Here is a 17,964-nt window from a genome sequence, read left to right as displayed (position 1 = left end):
GATGGTTGGCATCATTGGACTGCTGCGCCGGCCGGGGCAGACTGATTCAGGTCAACCTGGTGCCTGTTTGCCGGCCACCCAGGACAGCAGGTCGCTCAGGAAGCGCCAGACGCGCGGCAGCAGCCACAGCATGCACAGCAGGAACACGCCGAGAAAGCCGAGAAACACGATCGGGTAGGCGAAGGCCAGCCACAGGCCACCGACCGCAACGCCGTCTTCGCTGGTCGATGCGATCAGATTGCTGACCGGTTCGGGCGACGTGTTGATGGCGATACGGCTGCCCGCCTTGGTCAGATGTGTGCCGGCCGTCAGCGAGCCACCGAGCAGTGCGCCCGCCAGCACGACCGGCGCGCTCTGGTCGGCGAGTGCCCACGCGGCGAGCAGCGCCCCCGCCGGAATGCGGATGAAGGTATGCACGCCGTCCCACAGGCTGTCGAGCGCCGGAATCTTGTCGGCAAAGAACTCGACACACAGCATCAGACCAGCCGCTGCGAGCACCAGCGGATGTTCGAGCGTGTCGAGGTCGCCCGGCAGATCGACCCAGCCCAGGCGCCCGGCCAGTCCGGCGAGAAAGATCACCGCATACAGGCGCAGACCACTGGCCCAGGCCAGGCCGGCGGCGGCGGCAATCGTGTCGATGGTGTCCATGCGGTCGCTTTCCTGGTCGCATTGCGGCTGCGCGTAAAAGACGATTAACGGGCGCTGCATGCGCTGCCTTCAATCCTAGCCCAACATCGGGCCCGTGCTCCAGTGTGCCGTTGACAATATAAGGCTCCTAACTATAATGCGGCTAATCATGCTTCAGCTCCGCGATCTCCCGACACCTGATGTCCTGCGCAAGTTTGCCGCCCGCTATCCCGAAGCGGATGTCAGCGCGGTGGCGTCCTTTCTGACCCTGCTGCGCGTGGCGACCGAACTGTCGCAGGCGCTCGACGGATTTCTTGCCCGCCACGGGCTTCTGCAGGGCCGCTGGTGGGTGCTCATCCTGTTGATGCGCGAAGAGGCATTCGAATCTTCGCCCTCGGTGCTGGCCCAGAAGGCCGGCGTCACGCGTGCCACGATGACCGGCCTGCTGGACGGGCTGGAGCGCGACGGGCTGGTGCAGCGCGTGTTCGATACCGCAGACCGGCGCCGCCTGACCGTTCGCCTGCTGCCGGCCGGACAAGCCGTGCTCGATGCGGTCATGCCCGATTACTACCGCCGCGTGCGCACCGTGATGGCCGGGCTCGATGAAGCGCAGCGTGGCGCGCTTCAGGCGATGCTCGGTGTCGTGCATTCCGGTACAGGCGCCTTTGCCTGAATTTGTTCGCCGCTCAAGTGGGCCGGCTGATCCCTTTTCCCCAACTCGACTTTTCAAGACTTTCCCAAGGAGATTCACGTGACTCTGCAAGCCCTTCAAGCCGCCGTTGCCGACCTCAATCAGCGCTGGGACGCGGCCTTCAACCGCGGTGATGCCGCCGCGCTGGCGGCGCTGTACGACGAGCAGGGCGCCGTGCTGCCGGCCGGTGGCAACGCTGCGCTGGGTTCGGCGCAGATCGAGGCGCTGTTTGCCGGTGCGATCGATCAGGGACTGCACAACCACCGCATCGAGCTGCATGCGGTGATCGGTGACAGCGAAGTCGCCACGCAACGAGGGCGCTGGAGCGCGCAGGCCAACGGCGAGGGCGGCCTGCAGACGTTCAGCGGCCATCTGACGATGGTCTATCGTCGCCAGCCGGACCGCAGCTGGCGCCTCATCACCCACATCTGGAACTGAGTCGTCCATGCCGCAGAGCCCGTCCGCGCGCGCGCTGGCAGCCCTGATGCTGCTGGCCGTGATCTGGGGCTACAACTGGGTGGTCATGAAGATCGCGCTGGTCGACATCGGCCCCTTCCAGTTCGGCGCGCTGCGCACGCTGTTCGGTGCCCTGGTCCTGTTCGGCCTGGTGCTCGCGATGCGTCGCCCGGTGCGCATCGTCGAAATGCGCGCGGTAGCGTTGATGGGTCTGCTGCAGACCACCGGCTTCACCGGGCTGATCATTCTCGCGCTGGTCAGCGGGGGCGCCGGCAAGACAGCCGTGCTGGCCTACACCATGCCCTTCTGGGTGATGCTGCTGGCCTGGCCGCTGCTCGGCGATCGCCTGCACGGCTGGCAGTGGCCATCGGCTGTCGCCACGCTGGTCGGCCTGCTGTGCATTCTTGATCCGCTGCATCTGGCCGGAGACCTGCTGAGCAGCGTGCTGGCGACGCTGGCGGGCGTGTGCTGGGCACTGGCGGTGATCGTCGCGAAAAGGCTGCAGGCCCGGGAGCCCGACCTCGACGTGCTGGCCATCGCCGCCTGGCAGTCGCTGATCGGTGCCGTGCCGCTGGTCGTCGTGGCGCTGTGGTGGCCGGCCGAGCCGATCAACTGGACACCGTCGCTGATCGGCGCGCTGCTCTACAACATCGTGCCGGGCACCGTGATCGCGTGGCTGTTGTGGCTGTACGCGCTGCGCCGGCTGTCGGCCGGAACCACCAGCATGGTGTCGCTGGTGACGCCGGTCATCGGCGTGCTGTCGGCTGCCTGGCAGCTCGGCGAGCGGCCGGGCACCGGCGAACTGGCCGGCATGCTGCTGATCGGCATCGGCCTGCTGCTGCTGTCGGCCGAGGCCTGGCGTCGCGGCCGGGCACGCTGATTCCGTTGCCCGCTGCATCCGGATCAGGGATGGGCGGGTAGTGGACGCATGCGGGGTGCCGGACCGGGCCCCGCGCAGATGTTGTGTCCACTGCCTATCAGGAGTCCATCCATGCAAAAGAAGATACTTGGCGCCGTTGTCGCCGGACTGATCATCGCCGGCTGCAGCCAGATGAGCGCACCGCCGCCGGTGGCGGCATTGAATGACGGTCAGTTGCCGCTGCCAACCGACTACCGGACCTGGCCGACCTTCCTCAGTGCGGTGCAGCGCGAGGACGCGAAACAGATCCGCGACATCTACATGAATCTGCAGGCGAAGAAGGCCGGACCGGGCGAGGCTTTCCCGCAGGGCTCGACCTTCGTGATGGAGAACTGGTCGGTCAAGCTCGATGGCGCCGGCAAGCCGATCAAGGGTGCCGACGGCAAGCTGGTGAAGGACAAGCTGGCCGCGGTCTTCGTCATGGGCAAGAACCCGGGCTGGGGCGCCGGCGTACCCGCAGCGCAGAAGAACGGCGACTGGATCTACAGCGCCTTCAAGGGCACCGGCGAACTCAATGGCGAGGCGAAGTACGACACCTGTCGCACCTGCCACACGCCGTTGAAGGACAAGGACTATGTGTTCCGCTACGACGAGCACTTCGCCGCCGTGAAGTAGGCGGGCGTCTCAACCGGCAAGGTCGAGCCGGCCGACGCTGCGCACGCCGCCGCGCCGGTCGGGTTGCACCACCACCGCCCCGCCCATGGCGAGGTTGTCACCGGTCAGCGCCAGGATGTTGACCTGATGCGTCACCAGCGCCACCCGGCGCGATCCCTCCAGCGTTCCGAGCCAGCTGCGCAGCGCGCCGGTCTGTCGTTCGCGCGCGCTGCCATTCTCGAAGAACGAATTCAGCGCCTCCAGCACCTCGACCGGTTGCCCCGGAAACATCAGCGATGCCGTATCGACGCAGCGGCACCAGCGGCTGCTGAACACCGCATCGAACACGAATCCTTGCTGCGCGAGCCATGCGCCGGCGCGTCGTGCCTGTTCGCGTCCGGCCGGTGACAGGTTGCGCTGCGAACCGCAGGTGTCGAGCCGGTAGCCGGGCGGATCGCCGATGCCCGGTTCGGTCGCGGCGTGGCGCATCAGCAGTGCGCAGCCGCCGGATTGCAGCGCCGCACGTGCGGGGTCCGGCGTGCCCGGGCGGGCCCGCCCGGGCACCAGCAGCGCCGCCCCGGCTGCGAACGTGAAACGACGACGGTTCATGGCAGTATCGCTTTCGGTTGCGGCGTAAGGTATGCAGGCTTCGACCGGTCAGATCGCTCGGGTTCCATGGTTTTCATGGTGACCGCCAACACTGGACATCGGGGAGCGCAGCATGAAGCGATGGATGAACGCTGCCTTGTGCAGCCTGCTTGTCAGCACGGCAGCGCACGCAGATGTACTGTCGGGCACGCGCACCATCACGCTGGGCAATGCGCAGGGCGAACGGATCGTGATCGGTCAGGTCACCTTCACGCCGCAAGCCGACGGCACATCGCGCTTCAGCATCGTGCTGGACGAAAAGCTCGGCGAGTATTTTCTGGCGATGCGGCCGTTCCGCTGTCTCACCGGCCCGAAGCAGCGCCTGTGCAATTTCCCGGTCGGGAACGAGCCGCCACTGGTCAGCCGTGCCGACCTCACGCCGCTCGAATACGCCCTGATGTTCATGCATACGCTGCCGGCTGCGCTGCACGTCAATCCGTTCAACGGCGTCTACTACCGCATGAAGATCGATGGCGAGCGCATCGAGGGGCGGCAGCACGATGTCGACATGGATCCGTTCATCGCACCCACCACGGTGCCGCTCGAACGCCGCAAGCGGCCGCTGCGCGACGAAGACCTGACCCCCGCCGACGAGCGCTCGCACTGGCTGCCGCAGCTCACCATAGAGTGAACGCGGCCGCGCGGACTATTGATTCACCGGCATGACGAATTCCGGCCCCTTCGAGCCGCTGTCCGGCCAGCGCTGCATGATGCTCTTGTAGCGCGTGTAGAAGCGCACGCCTTCTTCGCCGTAGGCGTGCAGATCGCCGAACAGGCTCTGCTTCCAGCCGCCGAACGAGTGCCAGGCCATCGGCACCGGAATCGGCACGTTGATGCCCACCATGCCGGCTTCGATGCGCTGCGCGAATTCCTGCGCAGTGCGCCCGTCGCGTGTGTAGAGCGACACGCCATTGCCGTATTCGTGGCTGTTCACCAGCGCGACGGCTTCGCCGAAGCTTGCCGCCCGCACCACGCACAGCACCGGGCCGAAGATTTCTTCCTGCCAGATGCGCATCGCGGGCGTCACGCGGTCGAACAGCGTCGCGCCGAGGAAGTAGCCTTTCTCCCGGCCGGCCACCGTGTGTCGCCGCCCGTCGAGCACCAGCGTCGCACCTTCCGCGATGCCACTCTCGATCAGCGACACGATGCGTTCGCGGTGCGCGGCGGTGACCACCGGCCCCATGTCGGCGCCCGCGCTTTCGCCGTCGCCGATACGGAGTGTCTGCGCGCGGACCTTGACCGCCTCGACCAGCGCATCGGCGATGTCGCCGACCGCGACGGCCACCGAAATCGCCATGCAGCGTTCGCCGGCCGAGCCGTAGGCGGCGCCGATCAACGCGTCGGCCGCCTGGGCGATGTCGGCGTCCGGCATCACCACCATGTGATTCTTCGCGCCACCCAGTGCCTGCGCACGCTTGCCGTGACGTGCCGCGGTTTCGTAGATGTGGCGCGCGATCGGCGTCGAGCCGACGAAGCTCACGGCACGCACGTCCGGATGCACCAGCAGCGCGTCGACGGCTTCGCGATCACCCTGCACGACGTTGAACACCCCCTCCGGGAGTCCCGCGTCGCGGAACAGTTCGGCGGTCAGCAGCGACGGTGACGGATCGCGTTCCGACGGCTTCAGGATGAAGCTGTTGCCGCAGGCGATGGCCACCGGGGCCATCCACATCGGCACCATGAACGGGAAGTTGAACGGCGTGATGCCTGCGGTCACTCCGAGCGGCATGCGCTGGCTCCAGTTGGCGATGCCGCCGCCGACGTTGTCCGAGTACTGGCCCTTGAGCAGTTGCGGAATGCCGCAGGCGAACTCGATCACTTCCAGCCCGCGCTGTACCTCGCCCTGGGCGTCGGGCAACGTCTTGCCGTGCTCGCGCGTGATCAGGCGCGCGAGGTCGGTGCTGTATTTCGTCACCAGTTCCTGCATGCGGAACAGCACGCGCGCACGGCGCAGCGGCGGCAGCGCGCCCCAGGCCGGCTGGGCGGCGGATGCGCTGGCCACCGCTGCCGACACGTCGCTGTCGGACGCCAGCAGCACGCGCCGCGCAACGCGGCCATGGGCCGGATCGAACACGTCCGCCTGACGTTCGCTGCGCAGCGTGTTGCGCGCGTTGTTGATCCAGTGGGGCAGGGCGGGGGCGTGTTCGATGCTCATGGTCGGTCCGGTACGGGAAGGTCAGCCCTGATTGTGCAGCAGACGTGCGGCATCGGTGCAGGCTGCGTGCGTCGCCTCACTCGAACCAGTCCTGACGCACCGATCGCACGGAGCCATCGCGGGCGTTGATGTTGACCTCCCACTCCTTGCCCTCGGCGTCGATCACTTCGAACTCATAGTCGTAGTTTCGTCCCATGAAGCGGCGTTCGAGGTCGACATCGACGATGGTGCCGGGTTTGGCGGCGAGTGCCTTCGCCTGCGCGTCCTCGAGCGATATCAGCTTGGCACCGGCCGCGATGGCACGCATCTTCGGCAGGTCGTCATCGTCGGCCAGTGCGGGCAGCGTGGCGCACGCGGTCAGCACGGCAACCAGGGCCGTGCGGATGGCAGATGTCTTCATGTCAGTCTCCTCGGGTGTTCGGGACGGTGTGCCCCAGATGGCCGGGCAGGTGTGCGGTGACGCGCAGTCCGCCCAGTGCGGTCGAATGACCGAATTCGAGTGTGCCGCCGTAGCTGTCGACCAGGTCGCGCACGATGGCCAGACCCAGACCGTGGCCGGGGCGTGATTCGTCGGCGCGGAAGCCGCGTTCAGTCAGTGCTTCAAGCTGTGTGGCCGGGCATCCCGGGCCGTCGTCCTCGATCGTGACGCCGATGTCGCCGGCGTACCGGATGGAAACGCCGACCACGCCGGTGCACCAGGCGCACGCGTTGTCCATCAGGTTGCCCAGCAGTTCGAGCAGGTCTTCCGGGTCCATGGCCAGTGCCAGCCCTGACGGCACGTCGATGCGGATATCCGGCTCCTTTTCCGCGTACAGGATGCCCAGCGTGCGCCCGAGCTGATCGATCACCGCAGCGACGCTGCTGCGCTGGGCCGGATGCGCACCGCCCATCAGCCGGGCCCGCCGCAGTTCGCGCTCGATGGCGTGGCGCATCAGCGTGTTGCTGTCGACGAGGCGCTGCCTGAGCGCCGGGTGTGCCGCCAGTTCGGGTGACTCGGTCGCCTGCACGAGCACGGCCAGGCGCGTTTTCAGGGCGTGGGCCAGGTTGCCGAGTGCCTCGCGCGAGCGTTGCGAGCGGCGCGCGAGCATGCCCAGCATGCTGTTGAGCTGCGCCACCAGTGGTGCAATCTCGTCCGGTACCGGGGCGTCGAGCTGTGTGCGCTCGCCGCGTTCCAGTGCCTGCAACTGCTGCTGCAGCGCGTTCAGGGGGTACAGCGAGCGCTGCACGACCCAGCGCTGAACGGCCAGCACCAGCAGCACCACCGCCATCGACAGCAGGCCGTACAGCAGATGCCACTGACGCAGACCGGACTGCAGTGGCGCAAGGTCTTCGGCCACCGCGATCACGACGCGCTGGGCGCGCTTCTCGTACTGCATCGACACCACCCACAGCGACTGTCCCTGCGGACCGCGCGCCGCGGTCTCGCGCTGTCGCACATCGACGGCCGGCGGCAGCGCAAGCCCGCCGTCCCACAGCGAGCGCGACGTGATGTCATGCGTCTGACCGTCGTGGGTGACCATGATGCGGTAGTAGTGGCCAGAGAACGGGCGCTGATACTCGCCGCCGACGCGCGTCGCGTCGAGCGCCAGCCGGCCGTCGGCGCCGGTGTGCAGCGCAGCCAGCAGATTTTCCGCATCGCGCTCCAGACGCTGCGCGAGCTGCGCCTTCAGCAGCCGCTCGATGGCGATGCCGGCCAGCAGCCACTGCAGCCCGGCCAGCAGCACCAGGCTGACCGCCAGGCCCACGGCAAGACGCCGGTGCAGCGAACCGTTCATGATCCGGCAGGGGCGTCGAACACATATCCCTGGCCGCGCCGTGTCTGTATCCAGTCGCGGCCGATCTTGCGACGCAGGCGGGTGATGTGCGCCTCGATCACATTGCTTTCGTGTTCGGTGGCGTGGTCATACAGGTGTTCGTTCAGGCGCTGCTGCGACAGCACGCGGCCCGGGTGCAGCATGAAGCAGCGAAGCAGGCGGAATTCGATCTGGCTCAGTTCGACGCGCGCGCCATCCGCCAGCGTTGCACGCTGTCCGTCCTCATCGAGCGACAGGCCGGCGACCGACAGCGGTCCCGGTGTCCGCACCGCGGACGTGCTGCGCTTGAGTACCGCCGCCAGGCGAGCCAGCAGTTCTTCGGTGTGGAAGGGCTTGCACACGTAGTCGTCGGCGCCGGCCGTGAGTACCGCGACCTTTTCCTGCCAGGTGTCGCGCGCCGTCAGCACCACCACGGGCATCGACTTGCGCGAGCCGCGCCAGTGCTGCAGCACCTCTACGCCGCTGCGCCGTGGCAGACCGAGGTCGAGCAGCACGAGGTCGTAGTCGATCGCGTCGGCACACAATTGCGCAAACACGCCGTCGGTCGCCAGATCGACCGCGTAGCCGGCCCGCTCCAGCGCCGGCTTGAGCCCGGCGACGAGCGCTTCGTCGTCCTCGGCGAGCAGCAGTCTCACGTCAGTCGTCCTGTTCCAGCTTCAGCAGTTCGCCATTGCGTGCGTCGAGCTTCATTTCCCACACGCGACCCTGATCGTCGAGCAGTTCGACTTCATAGATCCACAGCTCGCGCTTGCGCTCCAGATCGATGTCGATCAGCTTGCCCGGGCGCACCGCCTTCGCCCGCTCGGAGATCTTCTCAAGTGACAGGATTTCGCCGCGCTGGCTCAGTTCGCGCGCCCGGATGTGATCGTCGTCGGCGAAACCCATGGGCATGTAGAACACGCCGGCGGCGAGCGCACCGAAGGCGAGCAGCGGGACGGCCAGGAAGAGCATGAGGCGTCGGGTTGTCATGCCTGCAGTGTAGGTGCCGAAGCTGAAACCAGCCTGAAAGCGCGGCGCCGCCCGCGCTCAGAGGTTGTGCCGTGTGTCGCGTCCTGCCCGGCGCCGTGCCAGCAGGTCACCGGCCAGACCGATCATCACGCGCACCATGCCGTAGGCCATCCAGCGCAGCACGCGTTCGTGGATCGGTCGGTTCTTCCACTGCCGATGCCGCAGCTCGCGGCCGCCATGGCTGGCCGCCTGCAGCAACTTCTGCCGCAGCTCCCGGGTGAAACCGGCGTCGCTCACCACCACATTGGCTTCGCGTGCCAGCATGAGGCTGAACGGATCGATGTTGCTGGAGCCGACCGTGGCCCAGTCGTCGTCCACAACGGCCGCCTTGGCGTGCATGAAGCTGCGGCGGTACTCGACGATGCGCACGCCTTTCGAGAGCAGCGCACCGTAGAGCGCCTGCGAGGCGTAGTGCATCAGCAGGTATTCGACCCGCCCCTGCAGGATGAGCGTCACCGTCACGCCGCGTTCCGCAGCACGCACAAGCGCCTGGCGGAAGCGCCGGCCCGGCAGGAAATAGGCGTTGGCGATGATGATGTCGCTGCGCGCCCCGTTGATTGCCTCGAGATAGGCGTCCTCGATATCGCGCCGGTGGCGCAGGTTGTCGCGCACCAGCAGCGTGGCGCGGATCTGTCCGGCCTGCCGGTTGGCATACTCCCGCAGGCGCGGCAGGCGCGGCCTGAACTGCAGCGTCGCCCAGGCCACGCGTTCCCAAAGCTTCTGACATTCGGCATGCATGCGGGCCACCAGCGGCCCGCGCACCTGAACCGCAAAGTCGAAGCGCGGCGGCGTGTGACCGGGGGTGTGCATGTCATCGATGATGTTGATGCCGCCGGCAAAGCCGGTGCTGGCGTCGATGACGGCGAGCTTGCGGTGCATGCGCCGCAGTCGGTTGCGACGCAGCGTGACCCAGCTGATGTCGGGGCGGAAGATCAACGTGTGTGCGCCAGCGGCCTCCAGCGCCACCCGGTGCGTGCTTTCGAATTCGCGTGCGCCGAAGCCGTCGACCAGCACGCGCACGCGCACACCGCGCTGCGCGGCCCGCGCAAGGGCGGCCGCGATGCGCTCGCCGATGCTGTCGTCGGCAAAGATGTAGGTTTCCAGAAAGATTTCCTGGCGCGCCCCGTCGATCGCCGCTTCCAGCGCGGGAAAGTACTGTTCGCCGCACACCAGCAGGCGGATGTCGTTGCCGGGCAGGAATCGACTCATTGCAGGCTCACGGCGTGGTCACGCGCGCGGCAGCGACAGACGCGCGGTCAACGCCGCATGATCGGAAATGCGCGACCACGGTCGGCCGGCATGCAGCTTCACCTCGCCCACGTCGAGGCCGCGCACATAGATGCGATCGAGCCGCAGCAGCGGAAAGGCCGCCGGATAGCTGCGCGCCGGGCGGCCGTGGAACAGGCTGTGCGCCTCCTGCAGGCCGAGTGCGTCGGCCCACTCGCCTTCGGCGCGGTTGTGCCAGTCATTGAAGTCGCCGGCCACGATCAGCGCCTCGGTGGCGGGTATGGTTGAAGATACGTGCTCGGCCAGCATGGCGTACTGCTGGGCCCGGCCGCGTGCGGTCAGGCCCAGATGCACGCAGAGCGCATGCACGCGCCGGCCGGGTGCCGGCTCGATCACGCAATGCAGCAGGCCGCGCTGCTCGAAGCGGTGTGCCGACATGTCGTGGTTGTCGGTCTGCGAGATCGGGTGGCGCGACAGGATGGCGTTGCCATGGTGACCGTGGTCGTACACCGCGTTGCGGCCATAGGCGGTCGCCGGCCACATTTCATCGGCGAGGAACTCGTACTGCGGCTCGATCGGCCAGTCGGCGTGGCGCAGCGCGTGTCCGTGGTGCTGACCCTGCACCTCCTGCAGGAACACCAGATCCGACGACAGGTAACGCAGGCGGTCGCGCAGTTCGTGGATCACCATGCGGCGGTTGAACTGCGAAAAGCCCTTGTGGATGTTCCAGGTGCAGATGCGGAGGTCTGTCGTCATGGATCGAGCGGGTGGCCGCGCCCGGCTTCGGCCAGCCTCATCATGTGGCGCGCAAACGCAGGGTCTTCACCGCGCAGCAGGGTCATCAACTGGTTGCGGAAGGCGTCGCAGGCCAGCCACTCGCGCATGTAGTCGTCCCACGATGCCCAGCGGCGCGCTGCCAGCCCTTCGGTTTCGTCAGTCCAGGCGACCAGGTAGGCGCGCTCGAACAGCGAAATGAGCATCTGGTAGATGATGTGCATGCGCCGTTCCTGCTCTTCGCTGAGGTGCTGCGGCGCGGCGGTCTCGCGCAGCGGCAGGTCCGGATTGGCGAGCACGATCTTCAGGAAGTCGATGTAGGCGTCCGACAGCATCTGGTACGCCTCTTCGTCTTCGTTGTCGCGCTCGCGCCGTTGCTGGTAGATGAAGGTGATGACGGCGAGCGGCAGGCCCAGCGCGGTCACGACGTAACTGGCCAGTTCCCAGCGCTGCATCCAGTCCATGTGGATGCCGGCCTCAGGGGGAGGCGGCCAGCATGCGGTCGAGCGCGAGTTTGGCCGGCACCGCTTCGTGTTCCGGCACGCTGATCCGGTTCACCACCTGGCCTTCGGCAAGATTCTCCAGGCACCAGGCAAGATGCTGCGGGTCGATGCGCTGCATGGTCGAGCACATGCACACGGTGGGCGCCATGAACTGCACGGTCTTGCCCTCGTGCTTCACCTCTTCGGCAAGGCGATTCACCAGGTTCAGTTCGGTGCCGACCAGCCACTTCGTGCCCGGCGCGCCTGCCTTGACTGTCTTCAGGATGTATTCGGTCGAACCGACGTAATCCGACTGGCGGCACACTTCGAGGGCACTTTCCGGATGCGAAATGACGAGGCCATCCGGATGCTGGTTGCGCCAGCGCAGGATGTGCGCCGGCTGGAACATCTGGTGCACCGAACAGTGGCCCTTCCACAGCAGGATCTTCGCCTTCGCCACCTGCTCGCGGGTCAGGCCGCCGTTTTCCAGATCCGGGTCCCACACCACCATGTCGTCCAGCGGGATGCCCATCTTGTAGCCGGTCCAGCGGCCGAGATGCTGGTCGGGGAAGAACAGCACCTTTTCGCGTCGCGCCAGCGACCATTCGAGAATGCTGGCCGCGTTCGACGAGGTGCATACGATGCCGCCGTGCTCGCCGCAGAAGGCCTTCAGGTCGGCCGCCGAGTTGATGTAGGTGACCGGCGTGATCAGCGCATCCGGGTCGCCGGTCATGTCGCGCAGTTCGCGCCAGCAGCGTTCCACCTTGGCCAGGCTGGCCATGTCGGCCATCGAACAGCCGGCCGCCAGGTCGGGCAGGATGGCGATCTGTTCCGGGCGCGACATGATGTCGGCCACTTCGGCCATGAAATGCACGCCGCAGAACACGATGAATTCCGCATCGGTCTGACTGGCCAGCCGCGCCAGCTTCAGCGAATCGCCGGTCAGGTCGGCGTGGCGATAGACATCGGCCCGCTGATAGTGGTGACCGAGGATGACCGCGCGCTGGCCGAGCTTTTCGCGCGCTGCCAGGATGCGCGACTGCGCCTGGTCGTCGGCCAGCGCGTTGAAACGATCAAAAGTGATGTTGGCGATCTGCATCGGGTGTCCTTCAGGTCTGGCTCCACGGCAGGCCGGCCTTGCGCCAGCCACCCACGGTGTTGCGATGGCCGTTGGCGTCCATGTCCCCCTCGAATCCTTCGAGGATGTTGTAGGCATTGCTGTAACCCGCTTCGGCCGCTGCCGCCGCGGCGCCGTGCGAGCGCCCGCCGCTGCGGCACAGGAACATCACCAGGGCTTCGGGATCGACCTGATGCTTGAGCTGGGTGAGGAAATCCGGGTTGCGCTGGCCGGATGACTGGTTCCATTCGATCTGCACCGAGTCCGGTACCTCGCCGACCCACTGCCACTCGGCCGCCGTGCGCACATCGACGACGCGCGCGCCCGGCGCGAGCCTGAGCAATTCGTGCGCTTCGTTCGGTGTCACTGCACCGGCGTAAGGCAGTTGGAGCTGCTGCGCACGTTCCCGTGCGAGACCGAGTATCTGTCCGAGTGTAGCCATGGCTGATGTTCAGGCGAATAAAAGTGGTCGAAGTATATCGTCCGCTGCTCCCGACGCCTGTTCGCACCAAACGGGTGCGTACAAAAACGAGTGCGCATCAAATTGGTGCGGTTTTCCGGCCCGCCGCTCGCGTTGCCGACGTCAGCGCGGCCTGTGGCACAATCCCGGGGCGAAATCCGGTGCGTGGCACGCGATCTGCTTTAGTCAGCGCTGCGACAGCCGCCGCGACGGAACGGTTGCGGCGTGCCAAAGACTCGCCCAAAACAGAAATGACCCCGTTCAAAGCCGACCGAGCAACATCCATACATCCATCGTAGGAGAAATCATGACGACCGCGAAGCAGGTACTCGACATCATCAAGGAGAAGGAGGTCAAGTTCGTTGATTTCCGTTTCACCGACACCCGTGGCAAGGAACAGCACGTGGGTGTGCCGGTCAGCGCCTTCGACGCCGACAAGTTCACCGAAGGCCACGCTTTTGATGGTTCGTCGATTGCCGGCTGGAAGGGTATCCAGGCCTCGGACATGCTGCTGATGCCGGATCCGGAAACCGCCTTCATCGACCCGTTCTTCGATGAAACCACGCTGGTCATCAGCTGTGACGTCGTCGAGCCGTCGGACGGCAAGGGCTACGACCGCGATCCGCGCTCAATCGCCAAGCGCGCCGAAGCCTTCCTCAAGTCGTCCGGCCTGGGCGATACCGCCTACTTCGGCCCGGAACCCGAATTCTTCATCTTCGACAGCGTCGAGTGGAACATCGACATGTCGGGCTGCCGCGTGCAGATATTCTCCGAAGAAGCTGCATGGTCGTCGGGCGAGAAATTCGAAAGCGGCAACACCGGCCATCGTCCGGGCGTCAAGGGCGGCTACTTCCCGGTCCCGCCGGTCGATTCGCACAATGACATCCGCGCCGCCATGGTGCTGGCACTGGAAGCCGTCGGCATCCCGGTCGAAGTGCATCACCACGAAGTCGCGACCGCCGGCCAGAACGAAATCGGCACCAGGTTCAACACGCTGGTGCGCCGCGCCGACTGGACCCAGACGCTGAAGTACATCGTGCACAACGTCGCCCACAGTTACGGCAAGACGGCGACCTTCATGCCCAAGCCCATCGTCGGCGACAACGGCTCCGGCATGCACGTGCACCAGTCGATCTGGAAGGACGGCAAGAACCTGTTCGCCGGCAACGGCTACGCCGGCCTGTCGGAATTCGCGCTGTACTACATCGGCGGCATCATCAAGCATGCCAAGGCGCTGAACGCGATCACCAACCCGGGTACGAATTCGTACAAGCGTCTGGTGCCGCATTACGAAGCACCGGTGAAGCTGGCCTACTCGGCCCGCAATCGCTCCGCGTCGATCCGCATTCCGCACGTCGCGTCGGACAAGGCCCGCCGCATCGAAACCCGCTTCCCGGATCCGCTGGCCAATCCGTACCTGTGCTTCGCCGCGCTGATGATGGCGGGCCTGGACGGCGTGCAGAACAAGATCCACCCGGGCGAACCGGCCGACAAGAACCTGTACGACCTGCCGCCGGAAGAGGACAAGCTGATCCCGACCGTGTGCGCCAGCCTCGACGAAGCCCTCGATGCGCTCGCCGCGGACCACGCCTTCCTGACCAAGGGCGGCGTGTTCTCGGAAGACTTCATCGCAGCCTACATCGAGCTGAAGATGACCGAAGTGAATCGCACCCGCATGACGACCCACCCGGTCGAGTTCGAGATGTACTACAGCCTCTGATCGCCACCGATCAGCACATGCCGGCGTGGCGTCAGCCCGCGCGGCATGTGAAGCGTTGAGGAAAAGGACGGCAATTAGCCGTCCTTTTTCATTGTCACTGCGCAAGTGTGCGCCCTACACTCGCGCTGCTTCGACCCGAAACGCCCAGGTGATCCACATGCTACAAGGTCTGAACCGTATCCTGATTGCCGCGGCAAGCCTGCTTGTCGCAGCGCCCGCCACGGCAGAAATCTACAAGTGCGTCGACGCCGAAGGCCACACCACGTACACCAACGAAAAGTCGCGCGCCGGCGGATGCAAGGTGCTCGCGAGCGACGTGCCGGTCAGCTCGGTGCCCGGTCCGGCTGCCGCCACGCCCAAACCCGCCGCCAATCCGGGTGGTTTCCCGAGCGTCAGCAATGACCAGCAGAAGGCGCGCGATTCCGAGCGCAGGCGCATCCTCGAAGCCGAACTTGCGACCGAAACCGGCAGTCTTGAAGAAGCGCGCAAGGCGCTGACCGAAGGCGAAGCGGTGCGTCTGGGCAACGAGCGCAACTATCAGAAGTATCTCGACCGGATACAGGGGCTCAAGGACAATGTGGCTCTGCATGAACGCAATGTCGATGCGCTGCGCAAGGAGCTGTCCAAGCTGCCCTGACTGCAGGGCATGTGCCGGCCTGCCGATGGATCGGCGGGCAATGCTGGCGCGCTTCTTGCGTGGATCGCGGTCATGACTGCATCCAAGCCCGGCAGGTCGTCCCGCCACCCCTCCCGCGAAGGGTCCGAACGCTTCAGCGGGCTGGAACTGCTCGCGAGCGCAGTGGCGCTGCTCGATGCCGAGCGGCACATCGTCTACCTGAATCCGGCGGCGGAAAACCTGTTCGCTGCCAGCCTCGCCAAACTGCACGGCAAGCACTGCGACCGGCTGATCGGCCCGATGCATGGCCTCGATACCGCGCTCGACAACGCGCTCGCCAACAACTGGAGTTACACCGGTCACAACCTGTCGGTGGATAGACAGATCGGCGGATCGCTGCAGCTCGACTGCACGGTGTCGCCGGTGCATGCGGAAGACGCGCGCATCCTGCTGGAATTCCGCCCGATCGACCAGCAGTTGCGCATCGCGCGCGAAGAGCAGGTGCTGCAGCAGCAGCAGGCCAACCGCGAGCTGATCCGCAATCTCGCACACGAAATCAAGAATCCGCTCGGCGGCATCCGTGGTGCCGCACAACTGCTGGAACGCGAACTCGACCGGCCCGAATTGCGTGAATACACGCAGGTCATCATCAACGAATCGGACCGGCTGCAGGACCTGATGAACCGACTGCTGCATTCGCATCGCGCGATGCAGGTGACCACGGTCAGCATCCACGAAGTCCTGGAACGCGTGCGCCTGCTGATCGCGTCGGAGTTTCCAGAGGTTGCGGTCGAGCGCGACTACGACACCAGCCTGCCCGACCTGACGGCCGATCGCGAACAGTTGATCCAGGTCGTGCTGAACATCGCGCGCAACGCCGCGCAGGCGATGAAGGGGGACGGCAGCATCCGGCTGCGCACCCGTGCCCACCGGCAGGCGACGCTGGTGAAGCGCCGGCACAAGCTGGCACTCGAATTGCAAGTGATCGACAACGGCCCGGGCATTCCGGAAGACCTGGTCGACCGCATCTTCTATCCGCTCGTGTCCGGCCGCGACGACGGCACCGGACTCGGGCTCACGCTGGCGCAGAGCTTCGTGCATCAGCACCACGGCACCATCGAGGTGCAGAGCCGGCCAGGCTACACCGTTTTCACAATACTGCTGCCGTTCAAGCAAGGCACTTCGGAGAAACCATGAATCCGGTCTGGATAGTCGATGATGACCGCTCGATACGCTGGGTGCTCGAAAAGGCGCTGGCGCGCGAGTCGATCCCGTATTCCGCTTTTTCCACCGCACAGGAGGCGCTCGACGCGCTCGATGCCGGCGGCCAGCCGCAGGTGCTGGTGTCCGACATCCGCATGCCGGGCGAATCCGGCCTGTCGCTGCTGGAAAAGGTCAAGGCGCGCCACCCCAGCCTGCCGGTCATCATCATGACCGCCTATTCGGATCTGGACAGCGCCGTCGCGGCCTTCCAGGGTGGCGCATTCGAATACCTGCCGAAACCATTCGACGTCGATCACGCGATCGAGCTGGTGCGCCGGGCCATCGAAGAGAGCATGCACCAGGCCAGTGCGCCGGCCGAAGCCGACATGGCCCCGGAAATCCTCGGCAAGGCGGCGTCGATGCAGGACGTGTTCCGCGCCATCGGCCGCCTGGCGCAGAGCCATGCCACCGTGCTCATCAACGGCGAATCGGGCACCGGCAAGGAACTGGTGGCGCGTGCGCTGCACCGCCACAGCCCGCGCCGCGACGCGCCCTTCATCGCGATCAATACCGCCGCCATTCCGCGCGACTTGCTGGAGTCGGAACTGTTCGGCCACGAGCGCGGCGCCTTCACCGGCGCCACCGCGATGCGTCGAGGCCGTTTCGAACAGGCGGACGGCGGCACGCTGTTCCTCGACGAAATCGGCGACATGCCGTCCGAGCTGCAGACGCGCCTGCTGCGCGTGCTGTCCGACGGCCACTTCTACCGGGTCGGCGGCCATTCGCCGATCAAATCGAATGTGCGGGTGATCGCAGCCACCCACCAGAATCTGGAAGACCGGGTGAAGCAGGGGCTGTTCCGCGAAGACCTGTTCCACCGGCTCAACGTGATCCGGCTGCGCATTCCGCCGCTGCGCGAGCGGCGCGAGGACATCGTGCTGCTGGCCCAGCACTTCATGACCAAGAGCGCGCAGGAACTGGGCGTCGATGCCAAGCGCCTGTCCGAGCCGGCGACCCGCTACCTGCAGGGGCTGGAATTTCCGGGCAACGTGCGTCAGCTGGAAAACCTCTGCCACTGGCTCACCGTGATGGCGCCCGGGCAGGTGGTCGACGTGAAGGATCTGCCGGCCGAACTGCGCAGCCAGCCCGCGCGCGAAGCCGCGGGTGACTGGGGTGCGGCGCTGGCGTCCGAGGTCGATCGCCTGATCGCGCTCAAGCAGCCGGCACTGTTCGACCATCTGGTGCAGGAATTCGAACGCACGCTGATCCGGCGCGCGCTGGCCAGCACCGGCGGGCGGCGCATCGAATCCGCGCAGTTGCTCGGCATCGGCCGCAACACGATCACGCGCAAGATCCAGGAGCTGAACATCGAAGGCGGACGCGAAGTCGAGACGGACCTCGAGTAGTCCCACCTGCACGACGGCGGCTGGCTGCATGCAGCCGCCCGGCTACA

Annotated in this window: 21 protein-coding genes; 9 read left to right on the top strand and 12 right to left on the bottom strand. The window is 66.2% G+C overall.

Annotated elements, in window-relative coordinates; genetic code table 11:
- Positions 1 to 51 precede the first annotated feature (51 nt).
- Positions 52 to 708 carry a DUF4126 domain-containing protein gene (locus ACTIFF_RS03170; RefSeq protein WP_439535513.1) on the bottom strand — a complete coding sequence of 219 codons (657 nt, stop codon included), beginning with the start codon at positions 706 to 708 and terminating at the stop codon, positions 52 to 54.
- An 88-nt stretch (positions 709 to 796) separates the two neighbouring features.
- Here ACTIFF_RS03170 and ACTIFF_RS03165 point away from each other — a divergent pair, with 88 nt between their 5' ends.
- From ACTIFF_RS03165 to ACTIFF_RS03150, 4 genes are all read left to right on the top strand, one after another.
- On the top strand, positions 797 to 1,300 hold the full coding sequence (locus ACTIFF_RS03165; RefSeq protein WP_439535512.1) for a MarR family winged helix-turn-helix transcriptional regulator: 504 nt from the start codon (positions 797 to 799) through the stop codon (positions 1,298 to 1,300).
- Between the two features lie 78 nt (positions 1,301 to 1,378).
- Complete coding sequence (locus ACTIFF_RS03160) at positions 1,379 to 1,756, top strand: YybH family protein (protein ID WP_439535511.1); 378 nt, start codon at positions 1,379 to 1,381, stop codon at positions 1,754 to 1,756.
- 7 nt (positions 1,757 to 1,763) lie between these two features.
- Positions 1,764 to 2,654: a DMT family transporter gene (locus tag ACTIFF_RS03155; RefSeq protein ID WP_439535510.1), complete on the top strand. Its 891-nt coding sequence runs from the start codon at positions 1,764 to 1,766 to the stop codon at positions 2,652 to 2,654.
- A 111-nt stretch (positions 2,655 to 2,765) separates the two neighbouring features.
- Positions 2,766 to 3,308 (top strand): cytochrome P460 family protein, encoded by a 543-nt coding sequence (locus ACTIFF_RS03150; RefSeq protein ID WP_439535509.1) that lies wholly within the window; start codon positions 2,766 to 2,768, stop codon positions 3,306 to 3,308.
- A 9-nt stretch (positions 3,309 to 3,317) separates the two neighbouring features.
- Here the strand turns inward: ACTIFF_RS03150 and ACTIFF_RS03145 are convergent, their stop codons facing one another.
- The gene (locus tag ACTIFF_RS03145) at positions 3,318 to 3,896 is read right to left on the bottom strand and encodes a histidine phosphatase family protein (protein ID WP_439535508.1); all 579 of its coding nucleotides are present in this window, start codon (positions 3,894 to 3,896) and stop codon (positions 3,318 to 3,320) included.
- Between the two features lie 124 nt (positions 3,897 to 4,020).
- Between ACTIFF_RS03145 and ACTIFF_RS03140 the strand changes: the two genes are divergently transcribed.
- Complete coding sequence (locus ACTIFF_RS03140) at positions 4,021 to 4,566, top strand: hypothetical protein (RefSeq protein WP_439535507.1); 546 nt, start codon at positions 4,021 to 4,023, stop codon at positions 4,564 to 4,566.
- 15 nt (positions 4,567 to 4,581) lie between these two features.
- Here the strand turns inward: ACTIFF_RS03140 and ACTIFF_RS03135 are convergent, their stop codons facing one another.
- From ACTIFF_RS03135 to ACTIFF_RS03090, 10 genes are all read right to left on the bottom strand, one after another.
- Complete coding sequence (locus ACTIFF_RS03135; protein ID WP_439535506.1) at positions 4,582 to 6,090, bottom strand: CoA-acylating methylmalonate-semialdehyde dehydrogenase; 1,509 nt, start codon at positions 6,088 to 6,090, stop codon at positions 4,582 to 4,584.
- Positions 6,091 to 6,166: 76 nt separating this feature from the next.
- Positions 6,167 to 6,490, bottom strand: a complete 324-nt coding sequence (locus ACTIFF_RS03130; RefSeq protein ID WP_439535505.1) for a PepSY domain-containing protein — start codon at positions 6,488 to 6,490, stop codon at positions 6,167 to 6,169.
- Between the two features lies 1 nt (position 6,491).
- A complete protein-coding gene (locus tag ACTIFF_RS03125) occupies positions 6,492 to 7,865 on the bottom strand; it encodes an ATP-binding protein (protein ID WP_439535504.1) in 1,374 nt (457 codons plus the stop codon).
- A complete protein-coding gene (locus ACTIFF_RS03120; protein WP_439535503.1) occupies positions 7,862 to 8,539 on the bottom strand; it encodes a response regulator transcription factor in 678 nt (225 codons plus the stop codon). Before ACTIFF_RS03120 ends, ACTIFF_RS03125 begins: the two co-directional genes overlap by 4 nt.
- A gap of 1 nt (position 8,540) precedes the next feature.
- A complete protein-coding gene (locus ACTIFF_RS03115) occupies positions 8,541 to 8,873 on the bottom strand; it encodes a PepSY domain-containing protein (RefSeq protein ID WP_439535502.1) in 333 nt (110 codons plus the stop codon).
- 57 nt (positions 8,874 to 8,930) lie between these two features.
- Entirely contained in the window at positions 8,931 to 10,121 is a 1,191-nt protein-coding gene (gene clsB / locus ACTIFF_RS03110; RefSeq protein ID WP_439535501.1) for a cardiolipin synthase ClsB, read from the bottom strand.
- A gap of 18 nt (positions 10,122 to 10,139) precedes the next feature.
- Entirely contained in the window at positions 10,140 to 10,895 is a 756-nt protein-coding gene (locus ACTIFF_RS03105; RefSeq protein ID WP_439535500.1) for an endonuclease/exonuclease/phosphatase family protein, read from the bottom strand.
- Positions 10,892 to 11,377, bottom strand: a complete 486-nt coding sequence (locus tag ACTIFF_RS03100) for a hypothetical protein (RefSeq protein WP_439535499.1) — start codon at positions 11,375 to 11,377, stop codon at positions 10,892 to 10,894. Before ACTIFF_RS03100 ends, ACTIFF_RS03105 begins: the two co-directional genes overlap by 4 nt.
- Before the next feature lie 13 nt (positions 11,378 to 11,390).
- Positions 11,391 to 12,494: a quinolinate synthase NadA gene (nadA, locus tag ACTIFF_RS03095; RefSeq protein WP_439535498.1), complete on the bottom strand. Its 1,104-nt coding sequence runs from the start codon at positions 12,492 to 12,494 to the stop codon at positions 11,391 to 11,393.
- Between the two features lie 10 nt (positions 12,495 to 12,504).
- Complete coding sequence (locus tag ACTIFF_RS03090) at positions 12,505 to 12,954, bottom strand: rhodanese-like domain-containing protein (RefSeq protein ID WP_439535497.1); 450 nt, start codon at positions 12,952 to 12,954, stop codon at positions 12,505 to 12,507.
- Positions 12,955 to 13,279: 325 nt separating this feature from the next.
- On the opposite strand from ACTIFF_RS03090, the gene glnA reads away from it, so the two are divergent.
- The 4 genes from glnA to ntrC all read left to right on the top strand — a co-directional run bounded on the left by glnA (position 13,280) and on the right by ntrC (position 17,917).
- Positions 13,280 to 14,692 carry a type I glutamate--ammonia ligase gene (gene glnA / locus ACTIFF_RS03085; protein WP_305615115.1) on the top strand — a complete coding sequence of 471 codons (1,413 nt, stop codon included), beginning with the start codon at positions 13,280 to 13,282 and terminating at the stop codon, positions 14,690 to 14,692.
- A gap of 157 nt (positions 14,693 to 14,849) precedes the next feature.
- Positions 14,850 to 15,329, top strand: coding sequence for a DUF4124 domain-containing protein (locus tag ACTIFF_RS03080; protein ID WP_439535496.1), 480 nt, complete (start codon positions 14,850 to 14,852; stop codon positions 15,327 to 15,329).
- Between the two features lie 72 nt (positions 15,330 to 15,401).
- Positions 15,402 to 16,505, top strand: coding sequence for a nitrogen regulation protein NR(II) (glnL, locus tag ACTIFF_RS03075; protein WP_439535495.1), 1,104 nt, complete (start codon positions 15,402 to 15,404; stop codon positions 16,503 to 16,505).
- The gene (gene ntrC / locus ACTIFF_RS03070) at positions 16,502 to 17,917 is read left to right on the top strand and encodes a nitrogen regulation protein NR(I) (protein WP_069038158.1); all 1,416 of its coding nucleotides are present in this window, start codon (positions 16,502 to 16,504) and stop codon (positions 17,915 to 17,917) included. The genes glnL and ntrC overlap by 4 nt, the downstream gene beginning before the upstream one ends.
- Positions 17,918 to 17,964 lie beyond the last annotated feature (47 nt).

The organism is Methyloversatilis sp. (assembly GCF_051861465.1).
Classification (GTDB): Bacteria; Pseudomonadota; Gammaproteobacteria; order Burkholderiales; family Rhodocyclaceae; genus Methyloversatilis.
The sequence above is the reverse complement of the archived record's forward strand: the minus strand, read 5'-3'. Positions and strand labels throughout refer to the sequence as shown.